The organism is Saccharothrix lopnurensis (assembly GCF_042658445.1).
In the GTDB taxonomy this organism is placed as follows: Bacteria; Actinomycetota; Actinomycetes; order Mycobacteriales; family Pseudonocardiaceae; genus Actinosynnema; species Actinosynnema lopnurensis.
Map to the genome: position 1 here is coordinate 14,732 of NZ_JBHSQO010000036.1, position 22,796 is coordinate 37,527.

At 72.9% G+C, this 22,796-nt stretch carries 19 protein-coding genes and 1 pseudogene; 5 read left to right on the top strand and 15 right to left on the bottom strand.

Going from position 1 to position 22,796, the window contains the following annotated elements:
• Positions 1–294: 294 nt before the first annotated feature.
• A complete protein-coding gene (locus tag ACFP3R_RS27240) occupies positions 295–1,623 on the bottom strand; it encodes a cytochrome P450 (RefSeq protein ID WP_380639727.1) in 1,329 nt (442 codons plus the stop codon).
• Positions 1,624–1,812: 189 nt separating this feature from the next.
• On the opposite strand from ACFP3R_RS27240, the gene ACFP3R_RS27245 reads away from it, so the two are divergent.
• On the top strand, positions 1,813–2,613 hold the full coding sequence (locus tag ACFP3R_RS27245; protein ID WP_380639729.1) for an SDR family NAD(P)-dependent oxidoreductase: 801 nt from the start codon (positions 1,813–1,815) through the stop codon (positions 2,611–2,613).
• A 31-nt stretch (positions 2,614–2,644) separates the two neighbouring features.
• Here the strand turns inward: ACFP3R_RS27245 and ACFP3R_RS27250 are convergent, their stop codons facing one another.
• From ACFP3R_RS27250 to ACFP3R_RS27270, 5 genes are read right to left on the bottom strand one after another with little or no spacing between them, the layout of a single operon-like run.
• A complete protein-coding gene (locus ACFP3R_RS27250) occupies positions 2,645–3,469 on the bottom strand; it encodes an acyl-ACP desaturase (RefSeq protein WP_380639731.1) in 825 nt (274 codons plus the stop codon).
• On the bottom strand, positions 3,466–4,320 hold the full coding sequence (locus ACFP3R_RS27255) for a class I SAM-dependent methyltransferase (protein ID WP_380639733.1): 855 nt from the start codon (positions 4,318–4,320) through the stop codon (positions 3,466–3,468). Before ACFP3R_RS27255 ends, ACFP3R_RS27250 begins: the two co-directional genes overlap by 4 nt.
• On the bottom strand, positions 4,320–4,577 hold the full coding sequence (locus ACFP3R_RS27260; protein WP_380639735.1) for an acyl carrier protein: 258 nt from the start codon (positions 4,575–4,577) through the stop codon (positions 4,320–4,322). Before ACFP3R_RS27260 ends, ACFP3R_RS27255 begins: the two co-directional genes overlap by 1 nt.
• 56 nt (positions 4,578–4,633) lie before the next feature.
• Positions 4,634–5,311, bottom strand: a complete 678-nt coding sequence (locus ACFP3R_RS27265) for an SAM-dependent methyltransferase (RefSeq protein ID WP_380639737.1) — start codon at positions 5,309–5,311, stop codon at positions 4,634–4,636.
• Positions 5,308–7,023 (bottom strand): fatty acyl-AMP ligase, encoded by a 1,716-nt coding sequence (locus ACFP3R_RS27270; RefSeq protein WP_380639739.1) that lies wholly within the window; start codon positions 7,021–7,023, stop codon positions 5,308–5,310. Before ACFP3R_RS27270 ends, ACFP3R_RS27265 begins: the two co-directional genes overlap by 4 nt.
• A gap of 363 nt (positions 7,024–7,386) precedes the next feature.
• On the opposite strand from ACFP3R_RS27270, the gene ACFP3R_RS27275 reads away from it, so the two are divergent.
• Together ACFP3R_RS27275 and ACFP3R_RS27280 are read left to right on the top strand one after the other, a co-directional pair.
• Entirely contained in the window at positions 7,387–12,060 is a 4,674-nt protein-coding gene (locus ACFP3R_RS27275) for an amino acid adenylation domain-containing protein (RefSeq protein WP_380639741.1), read from the top strand.
• Positions 12,057–13,736: an AMP-binding protein gene (locus ACFP3R_RS27280; RefSeq protein ID WP_380639743.1), complete on the top strand. Its 1,680-nt coding sequence runs from the start codon at positions 12,057–12,059 to the stop codon at positions 13,734–13,736. The genes ACFP3R_RS27275 and ACFP3R_RS27280 overlap by 4 nt, the downstream gene beginning before the upstream one ends.
• Before the next feature lie 139 nt (positions 13,737–13,875).
• On the opposite strand, the gene bioB is transcribed toward ACFP3R_RS27280, so the two are convergent.
• The 4 genes and pseudogenes from bioB to ACFP3R_RS27300 form a co-directional block, all read right to left on the bottom strand.
• The gene (gene bioB / locus ACFP3R_RS27285) at positions 13,876–14,955 is read right to left on the bottom strand and encodes a biotin synthase BioB (protein WP_380639745.1); all 1,080 of its coding nucleotides are present in this window, start codon (positions 14,953–14,955) and stop codon (positions 13,876–13,878) included.
• Positions 14,956–15,109: 154 nt separating this feature from the next.
• Entirely contained in the window at positions 15,110–15,355 is a 246-nt protein-coding gene (locus ACFP3R_RS27290; RefSeq protein WP_380639747.1) for a hypothetical protein, read from the bottom strand.
• A 58-nt stretch (positions 15,356–15,413) separates the two neighbouring features.
• Positions 15,414–15,950 (bottom strand): NAD(P)/FAD-dependent oxidoreductase, encoded by a 537-nt coding sequence (locus ACFP3R_RS27295; protein ID WP_380639749.1) that lies wholly within the window; start codon positions 15,948–15,950, stop codon positions 15,414–15,416.
• Between the two features lie 125 nt (positions 15,951–16,075).
• Positions 16,076–16,339: pseudogene (locus tag ACFP3R_RS27300) on the bottom strand (NAD(P)-binding protein); the annotation flags it as partial.
• Between the two features lie 316 nt (positions 16,340–16,655).
• Between ACFP3R_RS27300 and ACFP3R_RS27305 the strand changes: the two are divergent.
• The gene (locus tag ACFP3R_RS27305) at positions 16,656–17,198 is read left to right on the top strand and encodes an avidin/streptavidin family protein (protein ID WP_380639751.1); all 543 of its coding nucleotides are present in this window, start codon (positions 16,656–16,658) and stop codon (positions 17,196–17,198) included.
• Positions 17,199–17,340: 142 nt separating this feature from the next.
• On the opposite strand, the gene ACFP3R_RS27310 is transcribed toward ACFP3R_RS27305, so the two are convergent.
• The 5 genes from ACFP3R_RS27310 to ACFP3R_RS27330 form a co-directional block, all read right to left on the bottom strand.
• A complete protein-coding gene (locus ACFP3R_RS27310) occupies positions 17,341–18,024 on the bottom strand; it encodes an energy-coupling factor ABC transporter ATP-binding protein (protein ID WP_380639753.1) in 684 nt (227 codons plus the stop codon).
• A 177-nt stretch (positions 18,025–18,201) separates the two neighbouring features.
• A complete protein-coding gene (locus ACFP3R_RS27315) occupies positions 18,202–18,813 on the bottom strand; it encodes an energy-coupling factor transporter transmembrane component T family protein (RefSeq protein WP_380639755.1) in 612 nt (203 codons plus the stop codon).
• Between the two features lie 17 nt (positions 18,814–18,830).
• A complete protein-coding gene (locus ACFP3R_RS27320; protein ID WP_380639835.1) occupies positions 18,831–19,385 on the bottom strand; it encodes a thiolase family protein in 555 nt (184 codons plus the stop codon).
• Between the two features lie 94 nt (positions 19,386–19,479).
• Positions 19,480–21,021, bottom strand: a complete 1,542-nt coding sequence (locus ACFP3R_RS27325) for an AMP-binding protein (RefSeq protein ID WP_380639757.1) — start codon at positions 21,019–21,021, stop codon at positions 19,480–19,482.
• A complete protein-coding gene (locus ACFP3R_RS27330) occupies positions 21,018–21,545 on the bottom strand; it encodes a biotin transporter BioY (RefSeq protein ID WP_380639759.1) in 528 nt (175 codons plus the stop codon). The genes ACFP3R_RS27325 and ACFP3R_RS27330 overlap by 4 nt, the downstream gene beginning before the upstream one ends.
• 467 nt (positions 21,546–22,012) lie before the next feature.
• Here ACFP3R_RS27330 and ACFP3R_RS27335 point away from each other — a divergent pair, with 467 nt between their 5' ends.
• Complete coding sequence (locus tag ACFP3R_RS27335; protein ID WP_380639761.1) at positions 22,013–22,546, top strand: avidin/streptavidin family protein; 534 nt, start codon at positions 22,013–22,015, stop codon at positions 22,544–22,546.
• Positions 22,547–22,796: the final 250 nt, after the last annotated feature.

A 22,796-nucleotide genomic window follows, 5' to 3' on the forward strand; every position in this document is an offset into this window, starting at 1 on the left:
CGGGTTCATCCCGCGGCCGGTGGCCCGAGGGCCGCGACCAGCGGACCGCGCGGGGTCTCGATGGCCACGGGATCGGGTGGTGGTCGGTGTCCCCGGCCTCGGCGACCACGCCGAGCAGTTCGGTGAAGCCCTCGACGGGCTCGGCGGCGCGTCGTCGGGCGACCGGACCGCCGTGCTCGTCGACGAGTGCGACGTCGTGGTGCTCGCCTGCCCAGTCGATACCGCGCCCGATCATCCACCACGTTCTCCGCGAAGGTCGACGGAGGGCATCACCGCGCCGACTCGGCCGGCGCGTCACCGCGCCGACACGACCAGGCGGCTGCCTCGCGCGGGTACCAGGGTGACGTTGTGCGCGCGCTGCCGCTCGCGGCGTGGCCGGTCCGGCGCCAGGTGGTGGTGGCGCAGCACCTCGCGCAGCACGATGGTGGCCTCCATCAGGGCGAACCCCGCGCCCAGGCAGCGCCTCACCCCGCCGCCGAACGGTATCCAGGTGTTCGCTGCCGGCTGTCCGGAGAGGAAGCGGTCCGGGTGGAACCGGTCGGGGGTCGGGTGGTGGGCGGCGTCGGCGTGCACCAGCCCGATGGCCGGCAGCACGGTGATCCCGGCGGGCAGCAGGCGGCCACCGACGTCCAGCGGCTCGGTCAGCTGCCTGGCTATCTCGTGCACCACGGGCTTGAGCCGCAAGGATTCCCTGACCACTGCGGTGAGGTGGGCGTCGTCACCGAGGTCGGCGGCCTGCTGCGCGGTGCGCAGTTCCGCCGGGTCGCGCGCGAGGTCGTGCAGCGACCACGCCAGCGCGGTCGCCGTGGTCTCGTGCCCCGCCAGCAGCAGGGTGACCATCTGGTCGCGCAGTTCCTCGTCGGTGAACCCGTCCTCCTCGTCGGCGGTGGCCCGCAGCAGGTGCGACAGCACGTCCACGCGCTCGGTGAGGTCGCCCTCGCGGCGGCGTTCGACGATCTCGGCCTGGAGGAGCTCGTGCAGCTCCCGCCGGGCGCGGGCGTACCGGCGCCACGGGTCCACCAGGCGCAACGCGTGGAACGGCAGGCCCAGCAAGGTGACCGGGCCGATGTCCGCGATCGTGCGCACGAGTGGGCGCAGGGCGGCCAGCTTCGCCGCGTCGGTCACGCCGAACACCACCTGGAGGATCACCTCCAGGGTGACCGCCTGCATCCGCCGGTGCACCGGGAAGGCGGTGGTCCGCGGCCACCGGACGACCTCCGCGCGTGCCAGGTCCGCCACCAGCGCCTCGTACCCGCGCAGCGCCGCACCGCTGAACGCGGGCACCAGCAGCCTGCGAGCGCGCCGGTGCTCGTCGCCGTCGGCGAGCAGGATCGACCGCATGCCCAGCGCCGGCCCCATGATCCCGTTGCCCTTCCCGGCGTGCGCGACCTCGGGAGAGGCGGCGAACACCTGGCGGATGTCGTCCGGATCGCAGATCACCACCATGTGCCGGGGCGGTGCGGTGAGCCGCAGGGCGAACGCGTCGCCGTACCGCCGCCGCAGCAGCGGGAACAGCCGGTGCCGGTAGCGCGAGTACAGGACCGTCTGCACCGACGCGGGCAACCGGGGACCCGGTGGTGTCCCGGTTCCCGGTGAACGCGATCGCCCTGCGGTGTTCGGCATGGGAACCCCCTCGGTACGCGAACGGCAAGACGGCCGGAAGCGGGATGACGGGTGCGTATGTGTTTTCACGGTAGCAGCACGGGAATGGTCCGGAAGGGGGAAGTGGTGCTCCGCGTGATCGGCGGGGTCCGTTTTCGGTGTTAACCTGGGTGCGCCAGAATTATTCCGGGCGGGGGATACATGCTGGAATTGAACGGCGCAGTCGGAATTCTCACCGGGGCATCACGCGGCATCGGCCCGGTGATCGCCGACCACCTGTCGCGGGCCGGTGTCCGGCTGGCGCTGGTGGCTCGCTCGGAGGACGGCTTGCGCGAGACGGCGTCGGTGATCGCGCGCCGCGGTCCCGAGCCGCTCGTGGTGCCGGCCGACGTGTCCGACGAAGGCGCGCAGCGTCGCGTCGTGGACGTGGTGCGCGCCGAACTCGGTCCGCCCGCCCTGCTCGTCAACAACGCCGCCCTGGAGCGCGTCGGCAGGTTCCAGGAGATCCCGGTCGAGGAGATCCGGCGGCTCCTCATGGTCAACCTGTTCGGCGTGGAGGCGCTCACCAGGCTGGTCCTGCCGCACCTGCTGGCCGCCGGTCGCGGCCAGGTGGTGAACATCGGCTCGGTTGCCGGGCGCGTGCCCTATCCCTACGGTGTGGTCAACGCCTCGGCCAAGCACGGCCTGACCGGCTTCACCTGGTCGCTGCACGAGGAGCTGCGCGGAACGGGCGTCGGGGTTTCCGTCGTGCACCCGACCGCGGTCTCCGACGTCGGCATCTCCGAGCGCTGGCCGGTGCGCCGCCCGGCCCTGCTCGGTGAGGTCGGGCCCGATGACGTGGCTCGTGCGGTGCTGCGCTGCGCGCGGGAGAACAGGGTCGAGATCACCGTCGCGCCGGTGGTGGAACGGGTCGCCGACGTGGTCAGCGCGATATCACCGAGGTTGACCTCCTGGGTCATGCGGAAAACCGGTGTTCGCGACTTCCTGCGCGAGGTCGCGAACCGGGGTTGACACCGGTTGCCGCGCGTCCGGGGCTCTCGACTCAGCCCGGTGGGGTCGGGAGCTCGCCCTCCTGCCGCCGCGCCGCTTCCTGCGCCGCCGCGCGAGCCAGCTCGCGTCGGCCCACCTGGAGCCGGGACATGATCGGCAGGAACACCTCGCGCAGGAACGCCTTGCGGTCGATGCCCACGGCCCGCATCACCCGCACCCTGCTCTCGTAGTCGGGGACCAGGTCGTAAGCGGGCATGGTGAACCGGGAGAACACGTGGTGGAGGTCCGAGATGGTGCCTTCCCGGTCCTCGGCCAGGCAGCTGCCGATGACGTCCAGGTAGAAGCCGCCGTGCGCCGCCTCGTCACGGGAGATGAACCGGTAGATGGAGGTGAGCAGCTCGTCACCGGAACCGCGGGTGGCCAGCATCTGCTTGCGGTAGATCATCCAGGTCGTCTTCTCCTGGAGGGCGCCGTAGCAGACCATCTGGCGGATGGTGCCGAACGGCAGCGTCCACCGCTTGCGCAGGACGTCGGCTTCGAAGTCGATCATCTGGTCCATCGTGCGCCGACCGGTGCGCACCAGGTACTCCCTCAGCGCCAAGGCGTGCTTGGCCTCCTCGTAGCCCCAGTTGACGTGCCACCACGCCTGGCCGAAGGATTCGCGGACCAGGTTCAGCCCCTCCGCGACGTAGTCGGGCATGTAGGACTCCACCGCGCAGAACGTCTCCGCGCACAGCACCGCGTCGTCGGTGGGCTCGACCTTCCCGGCCAGGTCCCAGTCGATGTCGTCGAACACGCGCCAGCGGCGCTTGCGCTCGGCGGTCTCGAAGAACTCCATGTACTTCCGGTAGAGCTCCTTCTCGCTGAGGTAGCTCACGGGGTGCTCCTTCGTTCGAGGCAGAACTGGCCGAGGCTCTGGTACCGCTTGGCGAACGCGAGGACGCAGACCGACAGGTAGCGCTCGTGGTCCAGGAACGTCCGGTCGCCCCACCGCCGCCGCACCAGCCGCTCGTTCGCCCGCAGCCGCCGCAGCCACTCCGCGCAGGTCCGCCGGTAGTGCTCGCGCCGGGTGCGCACGCCGACGACCTCCCAGTACGGCTCGGCGGTGGCCAGCACGTCCTCCAGCCGCGGGCTCATGCCGCCCGGGAAGATCGAGTTGGTCACCCAGCGCAGCTCGGCGAGGTCGGCGCGGTCGCGGGGCACGCGGTCGCGCAGGATCACCTGGAGCGCGAACCTGGCGCCGGGCCTGGTCCAGCGGTGCGCCCGGCGGAAGAAGTCCCGGTAGATCGCCAGGTTGGCGCCGGACCACACGTCGGCGGGTCGGGCGATGTGCTCCACCATGCCGATCGAGATCACCGCGTCGAACGGCTCGGCGGGTGTGAAGTCCCGGTAGTCGCACAGCTCGACCGTCGCACCGGGGATCGCCCGTTCCCGGACCGCGCCGAACTGGGCCGGGCTCAGCGTGATGCCGTGCAGCCGCCGCACGCCCCGCTCGGCGGCCTGGTGGGCCAGGTTCGCCCCCCAGCCGCAGCCGACGTCCAGCACGGCGGTGTCGGGCCCGGTGCCCGCCAGGTCGCCGAGGTAGGACAACTTCCGCCGCTGCGCGGCCTCCAGGTCGTCTCCGTCCTCCCAGAGCGCGCACGAGTAGTTGCGCTCCTCGTCCAACCACAGCGCGAAGAACTCGTTGCCGACGTCGTAGCTGACCTCGATGTCGGCCTGGGTGGACATCAGGGCACCTCGGCCTGCGCGCGGACCACCAGCCGGGTGAGGTCCGCGACGGACTCCACGCCGGACAGCTCGTCGTCGGACATGGTCAGGTCGAAGCGCTCCTCCAGGCGTGCCACCAGTTCCAGCATCTGCACGCTGTCGATGCCCACCTCGGTGATGTGCGCTTCCGGCCGCAGTCGCGCCGGGTCGAGGTGCGGCGCCATGGCGGTGGCCTCGGCGCGGATCGCCTCCAGGATGTCGTCGTCGGTGGCTGCCATCGGGTCGTGCGCCTCCCGGGGTCGTCGCTGCGGGTGTCGTCGGTGGTGGGTCGTTGTCAGTCGACGCGGTGCAGCGTCAACCGGGTCAACGTCAGGTGGCTGTCCTCGAATGCCCGCGCGCAGGTCCGCAACAGGTCCTCGTGCTCGTCGTCGACCGCCGGCCCGGTGGCGCGCAACCGGTCGAGCCACGCGTGGACGGTGCGCACGGCGTCGCGCCGGTGCGTGTCGACGGTCCGGACCTCCCAGGCGCCGCCGCACGCCTTGACGATCTCCTCCGTGCGCCAGCACAGGCTCCACAGCGGTAGCGCGCGGCTCACGCGCGCCAGCGCGAGGGCCGGACCGGGACGCCGCGGCAGCCGGTTGGCGGTGGTGGTGTGCACCGCGAAGACGGCGCCGGGAGCCGTGCGCCGGTGCACGGAGCGGAAGAACGCCCGCAGCAGGGCCAGGTGCTCGCCCCGGTCCCGTTGCCGCGGCGTAGCCAGGTGCTCCAGGCCGTGAACGCTGACCACCGCGTCGAACGCCGCGTCCGCCGGCGCGCTCCGGAGCGCTTCCGCCACCGCTGGACCACCCAGGTCGAGCACCCGGCTGTCCGGCCCCACCCCGGCGGCGTCGCGGGTCAGCCGGACCGTGCGCGCCGCGGCGCCGTCCAGGTCGTCGCCCTCCGCCCACAGCGCGCAGACCAGGCCGCCCGGCGGGGCGATGCGGCCGAGGGCGTCGGCGATCCCCGTCGTCACGACCCGCTCACCAGCCCGCCCTCGTCCAGCAGGTCCGCCGTGCGCGACCGCCGCAGCTTGCCGGAGCTGGTCTTCGGCAGGTCACCGCGCACCACCACCACGTCGCGCAGCGGCAGCCCGATCCGGCGGCTGACCGCGTTCCTGACCTCGGTCGCCAGGGTGTCGCGATCCACCTCGCGCGAGGTGGCGACGGCGAGCCGGACGCCCTCGGTGTCGCCGTCGCGGACCGCGAGCGCGGCGACGTTGCCCAGCCGCACGCCGGGCACCTCGCTTGCCGCCCGCTCGATGTCGTGGGGGTGGTAGTTGACGCCGTTGACCACGATGAGGTCCTTCACCCGCCCCGTCACGTACAGCAGGCCCTCGTGCAGGAGCCCGTGGTCCCCGGTGTGCAGCCAGCCGTCGCGCCAGGCGCGGGCGGTGCCCTCCGGGTCGCCGTGGTAGCCGTCGGCCAGGCTCGGTCCGCGCACCACGATCTCGCCCTCCTCCCCGTCCGGGCGCGGTTCGCCCGCGGGGCCCACGACGCGCACCTCCGCGCCCTCGACCGGCGGTCCGCAGGACACCAGGTCGACGACCCTGCTGCCGGCGCTCGTGGGCGGTGCCGCCCTGCCTCGCCGCGCCAGGACCCCGGCGTCCGCGGCGAGGGTCGTGACACCGCTGTCGCGCGGGGTGAGCGCCACCGCCAGGGTCGACTCCGCCAGGCCGTAGGAGGGCATGAAAGCCGTGCGGCGGAACCCGGCGCCGGCGAACCGGTCCGCGAACGCCGCGAGCGTGTCCGCGTGCACCGGTTCCGCGCCGCACCCGGCGACCCGCCACCGCGACAGGTCGAGCGCGCCGAGGTCGGCGTTCGCGGCGCGCCTGGCGACCAGGCCGTAGGCGAAGTTGGGCGCGAACGCGATCGACGCGCCGACCTCGCTCATCAACCGGGGCCACGACAACGGGTCGCGGGCGAAGCGCAGCGGCGGCAGGTACCAGGTCGGCACCTGGTCCAGCAGCGGCACCAGGAGGAACCCCACCAGGCCCATGTCGTGGTACATCGGCAGCCAGCTCACCGCGCGGTCGTGGTCGCCGTCGGTGGCCAGCACGCCGCGGATGGCACGCGCGTTCGCCAGCAGCGCGCGGTGGCTGATCGTCACGGCCTTCGGCGCTCCGGTGCTGCCGCTGGAGAACTGGAGGAACGCCGCGTCTTCCGGGCGCGGCGCGTGGACCGGGCCGGGCGGGGCGCCCGCCAGGTCCTGGGGGGTGTGCACCGGGACCCCGCCGAGCGCGCCCTCGACGAACTCGCGCAGCGCTGCGCCGACCACGCAGCAGACCGCCGCCACGGCGGCGCGGGAGCGGCGGAGGTCGGCGGGGTAGGACTCCAACTGGCCGATCCGGTAGGGCGGGTAGACGGGTACCGCCACCACCCCGGCGCGCAACGCGGACAGGAACAGCAGGGCGAACTCGCGTTCGTCCGCGACGACCAGCACGACGCGATCGCCGCGCCGGACGCCCAGGCCGGCCCAGCGCGCCGCGAGGTCGCGGGTGAGCGCGCCCAACTCCGCGAAGTCGATCCGGCGTTCCCGGTCGCCGCCGGTGAAGGACAGCCCGCGGCCGTCCCGGTCGAGCCCGGCGAGGACGTCGGCGAAGGTGGTGTCCGGCTCCGAGGCGGGCGCCGCGTGGTCGGGCGCCGCGTGGTCGGGCGCCGCGTGGTCGGGCGCCGCGTGGTCGGGCAAAGCTCATCCCCCCGGTGTCTGCCGCGACGCGGATCGACGGCACGCGGCTCCCACCGGCGCGGCCGTGCCCGAAAACGCCGGTATTCCACGTCGAGGCTCCGGTCGAATCATTGATCGCGGCTTTGTGGTGGCGTCCCGGTAAATGTGAAAGACGCTTGCCGGTCCACCGGGACGCTAGCACGGAGGGGTGCACCTCACAAGAACACGAAAGTACCATTGTGCGTCCGGGAGGTCGCGGTACCCTGCGATGGGGGCTGCACGGACGTGGGAGTGCACCTGCCGGTTTCCGCGAGTGCGGAAACAACCGCGAACCTCTGGCCGTCCCGGTCAAAGCCGTTAGTCGAATGAAAGGGGAATACTTCCATGACCGGGAGCACCGTGCCCGGCGCGGGCGTCGATCCCCTCGTCGAGCAGGTAGCTGCCCTGGTGGCCGGTGTTCTCGGCGACGTGGGAGCGCCCAGGGCGGTCGATCGGCCAGTTTTCCCGGAATCTCTTGAAGCCCTTCGGATCAAATCGGCGTTGGACGCGTCGCACGGCACCGACGTGCCGCTCTCGCTGCTCTTCGAGGGGTGTACCGCCGAAGGGCTGGCGGAATTCATCCGAGTGCAGGAACCGGTCCTCGGCGCCCCTCGACGGAGAATAGAGCACGACGCCGCGGCGAGGTTCGAACCGTTTCCGCTCACCGACGTGCAGCAGGCGTACCGACTGGGCTCGGACGACCTCGAACTGGGCGGCAGGTCCGCGCACTTCTACCTCGAAGTGGATTTCCTCACCGCCGGTGCCGAGGAGGTCGAGGAGGCACTCAACCGGCTGATCGCGCGGCATGACATGCTGCGTGCGGTCGTGCGCCCGGACGGCCGCCAACAGGTCCTCGCCGACGTGCCGCGCTACCGGGTCCGGCACGCCGACCTGGCCCAGTTGCCCGAGGCCGAGGCGCGAAGCCGGCTGGAGGCCACCCGGGCGGAGCTGTCCGGGCAGGTGTTCGACCACGGCTCCTGGCCGCTCTACGAGGTGCGCGGGCACACCCTGGCGGACGGCGCGCTGCGGTTGCACCTGAGCGTCGACCTGGTCATGCTCGACGCGAGCAGCGTCCAGCTCCTGCTCACCGAGCTGATCGGCCTCGTCCTCGACCCCGACCGCGAGGACCCGCCGCCCGCGGTCGTGTTCCGCGACGTGGTGCGGGCCGCCGCGCACGAGGACGAGGCGCACGCGCGGGCACGCCGGTACTGGCTGGACCGGTTGGCCGCGCTGCCCCCGTCACCGCGGCTGCCGGTCCGGCCCGGTCCGATGCCCACTCGCCCGGCGTTCACCCGCCGCCAGGTCCGCCTGCCCGCGCACGCCTGGGAGGGGCTGCGCGGCCTGTCCCGCACGATCGGGGTGACCCCTTCGGTGCTGCTGTGCGCCGCCTACGCCGAGGTGTTGCGCGTGTGGAGCGCGTCGGCCCGCTTCACGCTCACCCTCACCCTGGCCGACCGCCCGGCCCTGCACGCGGACGTCGAGCGCGTGGTCGGGGACTTCACCGGCACCCTCCTGCTGGAGTGCGACCTGGACCGGAGCGGGTCCGTCGCGGAGAGCGCCGCGACGATCCAGGCGCGGTTGCGCGCGGACCTCGCGCACACCGGCTTCGGCGGCGTCCGGGTGCGACGCGAGCTGGCCCGGCGCGGCGCACGGGCGGACATGCCGGTGGTGTTCACCAGCCTGCTGCGCGAACCCGGTGGCCTCGGCGCGCTGGAGGGCGTGGCCTTCGACGTGGTGCACGCGGTGTCGCAGACGCCGCAGGTCTACCTCGACAACCAGGCGCTGTTGCTCGGCGGCGGACTGGTGGTGGCCTGGGACGCGGTGGACGAGGTGTTCCCGGCGGGTGTGCTGGACGACATGTTCACCGCCTACGTCGACCTGCTCGACCGGCTGGCGCGGGACGAGGCGGTCGTCGGCGCACCGGCGCCGGTGTCGCCGCCCGCCCGCTCGCTCGCGGTCCGGGCGCGGGTCAACGACACCGCGGGTCCCCTGCCGGAGGAACCGATCCACGCCGCGGTCGACCGGCAGGTGGCGCTGCGCGGGGACGCGCCGGCGGTCATCACCGACGGTCGGGTGTTGACCTTCCGCGAACTGGACGCCCGCGCCAACCAGGTGGCCCACCGCGTGCGCGCGCTGGGCGCGGGCCGGGGAGACCTCGTCGGTGTGGTGATGCGCAAGGGCTGGGAGCAGGTGGTGGCGGTGCTGGGCGTCGTCCGCGCGGGCGCCGCCTACCTGCCGGTCGACGCCGGGCTGCCCGCCGCCAGGATCGCGCAACTGCTGTCGGCGGGCCGGGTCTCCGCGGCGCTGACGCAGGTCGGGATGGATCTGCCCGCGGGTGTGGCGGTGCAGGCGGTGGGGGAGCGGCCGTGGGAGGGCGTGCCCGGTGAACCCGTGGACGGGCCCGTCGCCCACCCCGACGACCTGGCCTACGTGATCTTCACCTCCGGCTCGACCGGTGTGCCCAAGGGCGTCATGACCAGCCACCGCAGCGCGGTGAACACCCTCTCCGACGTCAACGAGCGGTTCGGGGTCGGACCGGACGACCGGGTGCTGGGCGTGTCCTCGCTGAGCTTCGACCTCTCCGTCTACGACGTGTTCGGCGTGCTCGGCGCGGGCGGGGCGGTGGTGCTCCCCGGTGTCGAGGACGTGCGCGACCCCGGCCGCCTGGCGGGCCTCGCGCGGCGGTACGGGGTCACCCTCTGGAACACCGTGCCCGCGTTGTTCGAGATGCTCGTGGAGCACTGCGAGCAGTCGGGTGAGCCGCTGCCCGGCGCCCTGCGCCTGGTGCTCCTCAGCGGCGACTGGATACCGCTGCCCCTGCCCGGCAGGGTGAGCGGACCGGCGCTGCACGGCCTCGGCGGCGCCACCGAGGCGGCGATCTGGTCCACCTGGCACCCGATCACCGGCGTGGAGCCGGGGTGGCGGAGCATCCCCTACGGCACACCGCTGCGCAACCAGTCGTTCCACGTGCTCGACGAGGTGATGCGACCGAAGCCGGACCTCGTGCCCGGTGAACTGTTCATCGGCGGCGCCGGGGTGGCCCGGGGCTACTGGGAGCAGCCGGCGCGGACCGCCGAGTCGTTCCCCCGGCACCCGGTCACCGGTGAGCGGCTCTACCGGACGGGTGACCTGGGCCGGTACCTGCCCGACGGGAGCATCGAGTTCCTGGGCCGACGCGACGACCAGGTCAAGATCGGCGGCCACCGGGTCGAGCCGGGAGAGGTGGAGGCCGTGCTCGGCGGCCACGCGGGGGTCCGCGCCGCGGTCGTGGTCGCCACCGGCGAGCCCACCGGGGCCAAGCGGCTGGTCGCCTACGCGGTGCCGGCGGCGGGCGCCGACGTCGACGCGGCCGGGCTGACCGCGTTCCTGGGCAGGAGGCTCCCGGCGTACTCGGTGCCGGCGGCGGTCGTGCTGCTGCCGTCCCTGCCGCTGAGCGCCAACGGCAAGGTCGACCGCGCCGCCCTGCCAGCGCCGGAACCCGACCCGGTCGACCCGCCGTCCACCCCCGTCGAGCGGGCGCTGGCACGGGCGTGGACGGCGGTGCTGGGGGTCGAGCGGGTCGGCAGGCACGACGATTTCTTCGCCCTCGGCGGTGACTCCCTGCTGGGCATGAGGGTGGTGGCCAGGATCGCGGAGCAGGGCCTGCACCTGACGGCCGGCGAGTTCCACCGCAACCCGACGGTGGCCAGGCAGGCCGCCGTGGCCCGCACCCGGACGGCCGTCGACGACGACACCCCCGGCGCGGAGGCGTCGAGCGGGGCGATCGGCCTGACCCCCGGCCAGCGCTGGTTCTTCGAGTTGGGCCTCCACGACCCGGACCACTGGAACGGCATGTGGCCGGTGTTCGAGGTGGACCGCCTGGACACCGGGCTGCTGGCCCGTGCCCTCCACCTGGTGGTCGGGCGCCACGAAGCCCTGCGCACCCGCTTCCGCGCCCGGAACGGTCGTTGGACGGCCGAGATCGCGGACCCCGCCGCACCGGACCCCGCCGCACCGGACCCGGTTGTCGAGGTGTCCCTGGCCGACGTGCCGGACGACGAGCTGGAGCGCCGCGTCGGCGAGCACGTCGCGGAGCGCAACGCGAGCCTGGACCTGGCCGACGGCCCGCTGGTCCGGCTGACGTACTTCGACCTGGGACCGGCGCGGCGCCCCCGCCTGCTGGTCTCCGCGCACTGGCTGGTGATGGACTACTACTCGTCGAGGGTCTTCTTCGAAGACCTCAGGACCGCCTACTCGGCCCTGGTGTCGGGGGAGCCGCCGCGACTGCCGCCGAGGACCGCGTCCCCGTCCACCTGCCTGGCCCGGTTGGAGGAGCACGCGGCGGGCGACGACCTGGCGGCCGAACTGCCGCGGTGGAGCGCCCTGGCCGACCTCGACCCGCCGCCGCTGCCGGTGGACCACCGCCTGGGCGAGAACACCCAGGCTTCCGCCGCACGCCACTTCGTGCGCGGCGGGAAGCCCGCGGCCCGTGACGAGCTGCTCACCGCGCTGGTGCGCGCGGTCACCGCGTGGACCGGGCAGGCGGAGCTGCTGGTGGAGCTGGAGGGGCACGGTCGTGGCCGGGCCTTGGGCGAGCTGGACGTCTCCCGGACGGTCGCCAGGCTGTCCACCCTGACGCCCGTGCTCCTGCGCGCGGACGGCCCCACTTCGGTCCGCGACCAGCTCGCGGCGGTCCCCGACGACGGCGCGGGGTACGGCGTCCTGCGCCACCTGCACCCGGACCCCGGGGTCCGGGACCGCCTCGCCGCCGTGCCCCGACCGCAGGTCGGGTTCAACTTTTGGGGGGACGTGAGCGAGTTCTTCAGCGCCGACGCCCGCCCGCTCGTCGACTCCTTCGGCCACCACCGCGGCGACCTGGACCACCGCCCGCGCGTGCTGGACCTGACCGCGCTCGTCGTCGCCGGCGAGCTGTGGCTGATCTGGGGCTACAGCACGAACCTGCACCGCGGGTCGACCATCCGCGCGCTGGCCGACCGCTTCACCGCGGAGCTGGCCGCGGCGGCGGCGGAGCGGCGGTGAGCGCCTACACCACCCCGGAGGAGTACTTCGGCGCGGCCACCGTGCCCGAGGCCGTGGAGCGGGCCGCGCGCGGCGGGCGGGGCATCACCCTGCTGGACGTGTCCCTGGCCGAGACGCCGCTGCCGTACTCGCTGCTGGCCCGCTCCGCCCGCCGGGTCGCCACGGCACTGGCCGGGCTCGGCGTGCGGCCCGGCGACCGCGTGGCCCTGATCTCCCGCACCGACGCGCGGTTGCTGCTCAGCCTGTTCGGCGTGTGGCGCGCGGGCGCCGTGCCCACCGTGCTCGCGCCGCCCCACCGGCTGTCCGGCCTGCCCGGTCTCGTGGCCGACCTGCGCCACCGGCTCGACCAGGTGGACGCGCGGTGCGTGGTCGTGGCCGACCCGTTCGGGGAGTTCCTCGCCAAGCGGCTGGGGCGGCAGGTCACGACGTGCGGCGAGCTGACCGCCCGGCGCGCCGACCTCGCGCCGCCGATCACCACCGACCCGGACGAGCCCGCCTACCTCCAGTTCACCTCCGGCACCACCGGCCCGTCCAAGGCGGTCGTGCTCACCCACCGGCAGCTGCTCACGAACGCGGTGGTGTGCTGCGAGCGGCTGCTGCTCGACGGTGCCGGCAGCGTCCACGCGAGCTGGGCGCCGCTCTACCACGACCTGGGCCTGGTCGCCGTGGTGTCCTGCGCCGCGGCCGGGGTCGGGCTGGTGCTCCAGTCACCGGAGGCGTTCCTGGCCTCGCCCGACTCCTGGGTGGACGCCATGTCGCGCTACCGGGCCACCAGTACGGTGAGCCCCGGCTTCGCCTACGGGCTGGCCGCGACCGGGATGCGGGACCGTCCGCGTGCCCTGGACCTGTCCGCCTTGAGGGTCTGCGGCGACGGTTCCGAGCCCACCAGGCGCGAGGCCGTCGAGGCGTTCACCGAGCAGGGCGCGCGGTACGGGTTGCGGCCGGAAGCCGTCACCCCCATGTACGGGCTCGCGGAGGCCACCCTGTCGGTGTCGATGGGCAGCCTGTCGGAGCCGCTGCTGTGGGACCACGTGCGGCGCGACGCGCTCTCCTCCCGCGGCGTGGCCGAGGTCGTGCCCGCGCACGTCCCCGGAGCGCGTTCGCTCGCGGTGGTCGGCCACCCGGTGCCCGGCGTGGACCTGCGGGTCGTCGGCGCGTGCGGCGAGCCGCTGCCGGACCGCGCCGTGGGCGAGGTGTGCGTGCGCGGCCCGTCGCTGATGCTGGGCTATTGGCAGGACCCGGTGGCGACCGCGGAGGCCGTGCGCGACGGCTGGCTGCGCACCGGCGACCTCGGGTACCTCACGCCGGCCGGCCTAGTGGTGTGCGGCCGGGTCAAGGACATGATCATCGTCGGCGGGGCCAACCTCTACCCCGAGGACTACGAGCACGTCGCGTCGCGGGCCGACGGCGCGCGCGCCACCTGCGCGGCGTTCTCCGAGCCCGGTGCCGAGCGGATGGTGGTCGTGGTCGAGCCGGTCGACGGCGGAGATCCCGCCCGGGTCGCCGAACGGGTCATGGACCGGCTCCGGGAGGAACTCGGGCACGCGCCCGACCGCGTCGTGGTCGTCGGCCGGGGTTCGATACCGCGCACCTCGTCGGGCAAGGTGCAGCGCGAGCGGTGCCGGGCGCGGTACTTCGGCGGCGAGCTGCCCGTGGTGGCCGACCTGCCGCGCTGACCCCGGGTGCCGACCGGGTGCTGACCGGGTGCCGACCCCGGGCGCTGACCGGGTGCCGACCCCGGGCGCTGACCGGGTGCCGACCCCGGGCGGTGGCCCGCGTGGTGCGCCCGCACGCGACCACCGCCCGGGGCGCCGGTCAGGTGTTGGCCGGCAGGCTGGTCCCGGCGCCGCGCCGGCGGACCGCCACCAGGTCGTGACGAGCGGTGGGCAGGGTGCGCTCCTCGGCGCCCTCGACGGTGAACCCGGCGTCGGCGATCATCTTCAGATCCTCCTCACCCGGCTGCCCCTCGCTGGTGAGGTAGTCGCCCAGGAAGATCGAGTTGGCCAGGTGCAGGGCCAGCGGCTGCATGGTCCGCAGGTGGATCTCCCGCCCGCCCGCCAGCCGGACCTCCACGTCGGGGAACATGAACCGGAACGCGGCCAGCACGCGCAGGCACCGCTGCGGCGTCAGCTCCCACCGGCCGTGCATCGGCGTGCCCTCGAACGGGATCAGGAAGTTGACCGGCACCGAATCGGGGTCCAGGTCCTTGAGCGCCATCGCCACGTCCACGACGTCCTCGTCAGTCTCGCCCATCCCGAAGATGGCGCCGGAGCACGGCGACAGGCCCGCGTGCTTGGCCTGCGAGACCGTCTGGACCCGGTCGTCGAAGGTGTGGGTCGAGCAGATGTCGCGGTAGTTCTCCTCGCTGGTGTTGAGGTTGTGGTTGTAGGCATCCGCACCGCTCTCGCGCAGCCGCTCGGCCTGGCCGGGCTTGAGCAGGCCCAGGCACACGCACACCTCCACCTCCGGAGCCGCGCCCTTGATCGCGCCGACCGTCTCGGCCACCCGGTCGATGTCGCGGTCAGCCGGACCGCGCCCGCTGGCGACCAGGCACACCCGCTTCGCGCCCGCGGCGACGGCCCGCTCGGCGTTGTCCGCCGCCTCCTCGGCGCTCAACCACGAGTACTTCATGATCTGCGACTTCGAACCCAGCCGCTGGGAGCAGTAGGTGCAGTCCTCGGGGCACATGCCGCTCTTCATGTTGACCAGGAAGTTCAGCTTGACCCGCGTGCCGAAGTAGCGGCGCCGGACCCGCGACGCGGCGGCGACCACGTCCAGCAGGTCCTCGTCCGCCGACCGCAACACCGCCAGCATCTCCTCGGGGGTCGGCCGAACGCCCGAGAGGGCCTTCGTCGTCACCGACTCCAGAACACCGGCGAGAGTGGTTTCTGTCATGGCGGCCATCGTGGAGCGCCCCGGACAGGGGCGCAAGGCGCTCCCGCACAAATAGTCGGGTGATTCGTTGTTCCTTTCGGTGGGTGCGCCACCTGCCGATCGGGTTCGCGCTGCTTGCCGATCCGTGCACCGGATCAGAGCCGCGGGTGCGTGATCAGGATCTCACCCGGGTGGTCCGCGCACCGGTGAAAACCATTGCTCCGTCAACTCTTCCCCAACGCAGCGCCACGCTGTCCACCAGGTAGTTCATCGCCGACCGCCACGGTGCGCGACCGCCCTGCCTCGGCAGTTCGTCCAAGGCGCGCAGCACGTAACCGGCGGGGAAGTCCGGGAACGGTTCCCGGACCGCCTCCGGATCGGTGTAGGTGGGCGTGGCGACGTCATACCCGTGCGCGTCCATTTGGGTCGGGGTAGGGTGGCGGAGGAGCCGTAGGAAGTGCTTCGCGACCAAATCGACCTTAAGCGTCCACGACGCGTTTGTGTAACCGATCGTGTATACGAGGTTCGGCACGTCGCCCAGCATCATCCCCCGATATGCCGCGGTGTCGCGCAGGACGACCTGCCGGCCGTCCACGGTTCTTCCACCTGATCAACGGGTGCGCCACCCGCTCGGGCAGCCCGCGCAGCAGGGCACTGGCCACTGCGTCCTCGGTGGGCAGTGCCAGGACGTAGCCGGGGGAGCGCTGCACCACGGTCACGTGCGCGGCCCGGTCCGCCGGCGCGGGCACCAGCGTGACGGTGGTGGCGCCGCTGCCGACCACCACCACCCGCCTGCCCGTCCAGTCGAGGCCGTCGGGCCATGCCCGGGGGTGCGCCACCGGACCGGCGAAGCGCTCGACGCCGGGCAGCTCCGGCGAGTACCCGCGGTCGTGCCGGAAGCAGCCGGTGCACATGACCAGGAACCCCGCGGTGCACCGCGAGGTCCCCCCACCACCGGCGACCTCGACGTCCAGCGCCCACCGCCGCCGCTCGCCCGACCACTCGGCGCGCACCACCCGGTGCCGGACCGGATTCGGCAGGTGATCCCCTCCTCGTCGGCGGTGTCGCGCAGGTACGCCTGCCCGCCGGGCATGGTGGCCGCGTGCCGCCACGGGCGGAACCGGTAGCCGAGCGTGTGCGTGTCGGAATCAGAGCGGAATCCGGGATAGCGGAACAGGTCCCGGGTGCCACCCGGATCGGACCGCGATTCGAGCACCGCGAAGCGGGCGCCCGGCCGTTCACGGACCGGCCGGCAGGCCATCCCTATACCGGAGGGACCGGCGCCGACGATCACCACGTCGAAGTGCTCGATCGCCGTGCCCGAAGCCTGCCGGAAAGGCGCCGAACGCGCCAGGGCCGTCACCCGCGAGTCGTCGTGCAATTCCACACCACAACGCCACGGCACGGTTGGCGCTGTTGCTCCGATCAGCGGAGATCGACCACAAACGGGACTTCGTCTTTACCGCCGGAACGGGATCGGTGGCGTCCGGCGTATTCGGTCGGAGTGCGGCGCGTCGTTGGTCGGACCACTCGAACGGCGCATTCCGCCCGTTGTGCCGGTGTGGTTACTGTGGCGCAGGCGGCGAGTGGCGTCGTGTGAGAGCGGTGAACCGAAGTGCGGTCGGACCGCCGAGCCACGGCTGAATGGTGATCGGTCAAGAGCCTTGCCGCTTTCGAAGAACTCTGTCCACGTTCGATGGAATTCGCAGTCAGGAGAATACGTGTTCCGCATCCGACAGGTCCTGGCCGTCGCCTTGGCGGTCCTGCTCAGCGCGATCTCGATCTCGGCCAGTGCCGCCGAGGCGCCGCAGGGCCACACACGGCAGGCCGAGCGGCAACTCTCGTCCATCACGGGCACCTGGTTCAACCAGTTGGGCTCGAAGCTGGTGGTGACCGCGGAACCCGACGGTGACCTGGCCGGGACCTACGAGTCGGCGGTCGGCAACGCCGAGAGCACCTACGTGCTGAACGGGCGGTACGACACCGCCCCGCTGACGACCGGCGCGGGCACCACCCTCGGCTGGACGGTCACCTGGCGCAACGCTTACCGCAACGCGCACTCCACGACCACCTGGAGCGGCCAGTACTTCGCCGGCGCGCAGGAGCGCATCGTCACGCACTGGTTGCTGACCTCCAGCACCCTGCCCGCGGACGAGTGGGGCGCCACGCGCGTCGGGAAGGACACCTTCACCCGCACCGCGCCGACCGCGCAGCAGGTCGAACAGGCCAAGGCACTGGGAGTCGGCTCGCCGGTCGTCTCCTGAGCGGCGACCGCGGCCCGAACGCGACCGCGGCCCGAACGCGACCGCGGCCCGAACGCGACCGTCGCCGCCCCGGCTCCGGGCGGCGACGGTCGCGGTCACAGTCGCGGTGGAGCCTTCCCGGCCGGCCGCGGATCACCGGCCGTCACAGCGGCGGGTGCATCGCGACGTAGGCCGCGATGCTCTCCTCGGCCGGCCCGTCGGCGACCACCAGACCACCGTCGAACACGATCACCCGGTCGAACCCCGCGACCAGCTCCAGGTCGTGCGACACCACGACGATCCGCTGCGGCAGGTCGTGGATCAACTTGCCGATCCGGCGCCTGTTCCGCAGGTCGAGCAGGGTGGTCGGCTCGTCGAACACCACGTGTTCGGGCTCCAGCACGAGCACCGCCGCGATCGCGAGGAGCTGTTTCTGGCCGCCGCTGAGGAGGTGCGCGGGGTGATCCCGGAACTCCTCCAGCCCGTGGGTGGCGAGGGCGTCGGACACCCGTCGCCGGATCTCGTCGCGCGCCACCCCGTGGTGCTTGAGCCCGAACGCGAGGTCCTCGGCCACGGTCGGCATGACGATCTGCACGTCGGGGTCCTGGAAGACGAACCCGACCCTGCGCCGGACCGCCTTGCCCTGCTTGCGGGTGTCGAGGCCATCCACGCGCACCCGGCCCTCGGTCGGCACGAGCAGGCCGTTGAGCAGGCGCGCGAAGGTGCTCTTGCCCGAGCCGTTGGAGCCGATGACCGCCACGCGCCGTTCGTCGAGCCTCAGGTCGACGTCGTGCAGCACCCTGCGGTCACCGAACCGGTGGCCGACGCCCTCGACCTCGATGGTCATCCGACGCCCCCGGCTCGGGGCTCGATCGGCGCGACCTCTTCGATGCGCACACCGCCCCCTCGAATCGGGACACCGGATTCCCCGGACCCCATCATAGGGACGGTGGGACGGCTCCCCGCCGGGCCGCCGCCGCGCCTGACCTCCGCGCGGTGACCCGCCGCCGACCGCAGCCGGCGCTCAGCGCCGGCGCGGCGGTTCCGCGTCGAGACCGCGGGCGTCGAGCGCCTCCCCGAGGCCGTCGGCCAGGCGCAGGGTCTTGATCAGCAGGGGGGTGAGGAACGCGAAGCTGCGCTCGACGCCGCGAGCCCTCTGCGCCGCACGCACCTGGTCGGCCTGCTCCCTGATCACCGGGATGAACCTGATGGTCAGCGCCACCAGGAGGCCCACCCGTTCCGGCCGCACGCCCAGCGGTCGCAGCGGCCCCAGCGCGGCCTCGACCGCGACGATCATCGCCGTCGTGCGGGTGGTGAGCGTGACGAGGTTGGCCAGCAGCACCAGCACCAGCACCCGCTCGCCGACCAGCACGGCGTTGCGCCAGTCGGCCAGCACGAACTGGGCGACGACGATCAGCGCGGTGAACGGCAGCACGGGCCGCAGTTGCCGCCACGCGGTGCGCCACGGCACGCGCGCCACCGCGTACAGCAGGACGACTCCCGCGAACGCGATCCCGAGGCCGAGCACCGACCGCACGAGGAACAGCGCCGCTCCCACCGCGAACAGCACCAGCAGCTTCACCCCGGCGGGCAGGGCGTGCACGGGTGTGTCGGCGTCGTGGTAGAGGCTCAGCACACCGGGCTCCTAGGTCGTCACCGGTTCGACCGGCGTGGCGATGCCCAGCCCGCCCGCCGCGCCGAGCGTGGCCGGGCCGTACCGGGCGCGGGGACGGGGTCACCGGGCACGTCCGCGAACAGCCGCGTCAGCAGCACGGCCCCGGACGCGCCCCACGGGTGGCCGAGCGCGATCGCCCCACCGCCCCGGTTGACCTCGGCCTCGGGGATGACCAGCTCGTCGAGGCACGCCGGCACCTGCCCGGCGAACGCCTCGGTGAACTCGACCACCCCCACGTCGCCCAGCGACACGTCGGGTTTGCGCGAGAGCGGGGCGCGCACGGCGGGCACCGGCCCCCGGCCCGGGACCTCCGGGTCGACCCCGCGCGTGACCGAGTCGACCACGCGCAGGCCGCGGCGCGGCCCCGGCTCGCGGAACCTGCGGCCGGACACCACGGCTACCGCCGCCGCGCCGTCGTCGACCGGGCACGCGTTGCCCGCCGTGACCGTGCCGCCGTCGGCGAACACCGGGCGGAGTTGGGCGAGCTGCTCCAGGTTCGTGTCGGGGCGCGGGCACTCGTCCTCGGTGACCAGGACGGTGCTCGTGCCGACACGGTGGTGGCCGGCGAGCCGCCGATGCGCCCGATGGGCGTGCGCCTCGCCGCGACGACGACGGCGTCCCGGTCGTTCACCGGACCTCCCGCACGTCCGGCGCGTTCGCCCGCACCAGTTCGCGCACCCTCCGCCGGTCGACCTTGCCGCTCGCGGTGTGCGGCATGGCGGTCAGCTCCACCAGACGACGCGGGCACTTCTGCCTCGACAGGTGCGCCGACGCGCGGTCCCGGACGTCCGCCAGGGTCAACCGCGCACCGTCGCGCCAGCGCACCGCCGCGCACACGAGGTCGCCCCAGCGCTCGTCGGGCAGGCCCACCACCGCCACCTCCGCCACCTCGTCCAAGCGCGCCAAGGCCGCCTCGACCTCCTCGGGGTACACGTTCACGCCGCCGCTGATCAGCATCCCCCTCGCACGGCCGACCAGGTGCAGGTAGCCCTGCTCGTCGAGCCTGCCGACGTCGGCCACGGTGAACCACCCGTCGGCGTCCGGCCCACCCGAGTCCTGCTCCGACAGGTAGCCGGAGAACAGCATGTCGCTGCGCACGTGCACCTGCCCGACCTCGCCGACCGCCACCTCCCCGCCGTCCGGCGAGCGCACCGACACCTCCACGCCGTCGACCGGCCGGCCCACCGAGTCGAGCGGACCGCCGCGGTCACCGTGCAGCACCGACACGAAGCTCAGCTCGGTCGCGCCGTAGAACTCCACCGCGTCCGCCCCGGGGAACAGGGTCACCGCTTGCGCCCGCCGCGCCGGCGACCACTTCGCGCCCACGGACAGCAGCGACCGCACCCCGGGGAACACGTGGCCCGGGTGGTGGCTCGCGTGCTCGAGCAGCGCCTCGAACATGGTCGGCACGAGGTAGAGGCGCGTGATCGGGTGCCGGTCGAGCTGGTCGAACACCGCCGCCGCGTCGAACTTCGGCATGAGGTGCGCGGTCGCGCCCACGTGCAGGGCGTGCAGGGCGCCGTAGAGGAAGTGCGAGTGACCGAGCGAACCGGGCAGCAGCACGTGGTCGGTGTCGTCGATGCCGAACTCCGCCCTCGACCGGTCGAAGGTGCGCAGCCACGACCGGTGCGAGCGGACCGCGCCCTTGGGGCGCCCCGTGCTGCCCGACGTGAAGGCCACGTAGAACGGCGCGCTGTCCGGGACCTCCGGGACCTCCGGGACCTCCGGGACCTCCGGGACCTCCGGGAGCGACGCGGTACGGGGAAGATCCCGCCACCGCGCGAAGTCCGGACCCGGCACCTCGACCACCGCGCCCGGCGGCGCGTCGCCGACCGGCGACCCCGGCGTGCAGAACAGCCGCGCGGGCGGGGTGTCGCGCAGGATCGCGGACAGCTCCGTCGCGCTCCACGCCGGGTCGAACACCATCACCGGCACGCCCGCGACCGCACCACCGCAGAAGATCTCCAGGAACTCCGGCCGGTTGCCCAGCAGCAGGGCGATCCGCGCGGTCTCGTGGTGCTCGGGGCGCAACTCGGACCGCAGCGCACCCGCCACGGCGACGGCGCGGTCCCGCAACTGCCCGAACGTGCGCCGCTCACGGCCCAGCACGAGCGCCTCCCGATCGGGGGACACTCGCGCGTGCGCAAGGAAACCGTCGACGACGTTCATGCGCCCCGGTCCTCGATCAGCGGGTACGCGCGCCGCACCGTGACCGCCACCACCGCCGCGATCACCGCCTTCGTCAGGTCGCCCGGTACGTACACGAGCGAACCCACCAGCGCCTTGTCGAAGCCCAGGTCTCCCACCAGCGCCATCCACGGTATGCCGATCAGGTACACCACGAGCACGCCGCCCACCACGTTCCATGCGATGCCGAGCAGCACGGTGTACCGGCGCCAGAAGCGTTCCGTCAGCAGACCGACGACGAACGCGGCAACCGGCCACGACAGGATGAACCCGCCGCTGGGGCCCAGCAGCACGCCCAGTCCGCCGCGTCCTCCCGCCAGCACCGGCAAGCCGACCACGACCAGCAGGACGAACAGCAGCAGCGCCGCCCCCGCCCGCCTCGAGCCGAGCACGGCCCCGGCGAGCATCACCCCGAGCGTCTGCGCGGTGATCGGTGCCGGCACGAGCGCCACCTCGACCGGAGGGAGCAGTCCCAGCGCCGCGGTCAGCGCCGCGAACAGCGCCACATGAGCGAGATCCCTGGTACGCATCGCACCCCCGCACGTCGTCGTCCGACCTCGGCGCCACTGCCCCTCTGGACCACCCTGACCGCACGGCCCGCGTCGTGCTCCGCCGAACCTGTCCGTGCGGTGAGCCGAGTGCGGGGTGCGCGTAACCCATCCTCTGGTGCGCCCGTCAGGTTCATCAACGCAAAAAAAGGGCCGCACTTCCGCGATTGAACGTGCCAAGCAGGCCGTTTGGAGTATTAGTGGTTGCTTCGGCATTTCAACTGCGGGTCACTCCAACGGCGCATGTTCCCGTCGGGCGCCTGCCGATATGGTTGCCGGTGCGACGAGGTGGTGTTTTGGGAATCGGTGCCCCGAACGTTGTCGCCCTCGTCATCATTGGTTCCCGGGAACGGTGTCAAGCGTACCGTCCGATGCATCAGGTCAATATCGTGCGTATGCCTCCGAATTCGATTTCAGGAGAAAAAGTGTCTCGTGCGCGACAGGTGCTGGTCATCGCCATGGCGATGGTGCTCAGCGTTCTCTCGGTTTCCGCCAGTGCCGCCGAACCGCAGGTGGAGGAGCAGCAGCAGCAGCTCTCGGCCATCACCGGCAGCTGGTACAACCAACTGGGCTCCGAGATGGTGATCACCGCGGGTCCCGGGGGCACGCTCACCGGGACCTACGAGTCGGCGGTCGGCAACGCGGAGAACACCTACGTGCTGCGCGGTCGCTACGACACCCAGCCGCTGACCACCGGCGCGGGCACCACGCTCGGCTGGACGGTGACCTACCGCAACAGCTACCGCAACGCGCACTCCACGGCCACGTGGAGCGGCCAGTACTTCGCCGGCGCGCAGGAGCGCATCGTCACGCACTGGTTGCTGACCTCCAGCACCCTGCCCGCGGACGAGTGGAGCGCCACGCGCGTCGGGAAGGACTCCTTCAGCCGGGTCGAGCCGACGCCCGCGCAGGTCGAGCAGGCCAAGGCGCTGGGGGTCGCTTCGCCGATGGGTTTGTGAACGACGTGCCGCCGCGGGGTGCCGAATTCCCCTCGTCGGTGTCGGAATTCCGATAAACCGCGGTGGCGATCGCCACCGCGGTTTCCCGATCGCTGCCCGTGCCTTCCGGGCCGGTGATCGGTGGTGTGTGGGGTACGGCCGGGCTCGGCGATCGGGTGTTCGGGTCTTGGTGGTGAGAGCCGGAGCGCCGTCGGTGTTGTCGTACTCCACGACGAGGGCGGCCACGTGCTTCGCCGACACCCGAATTCCG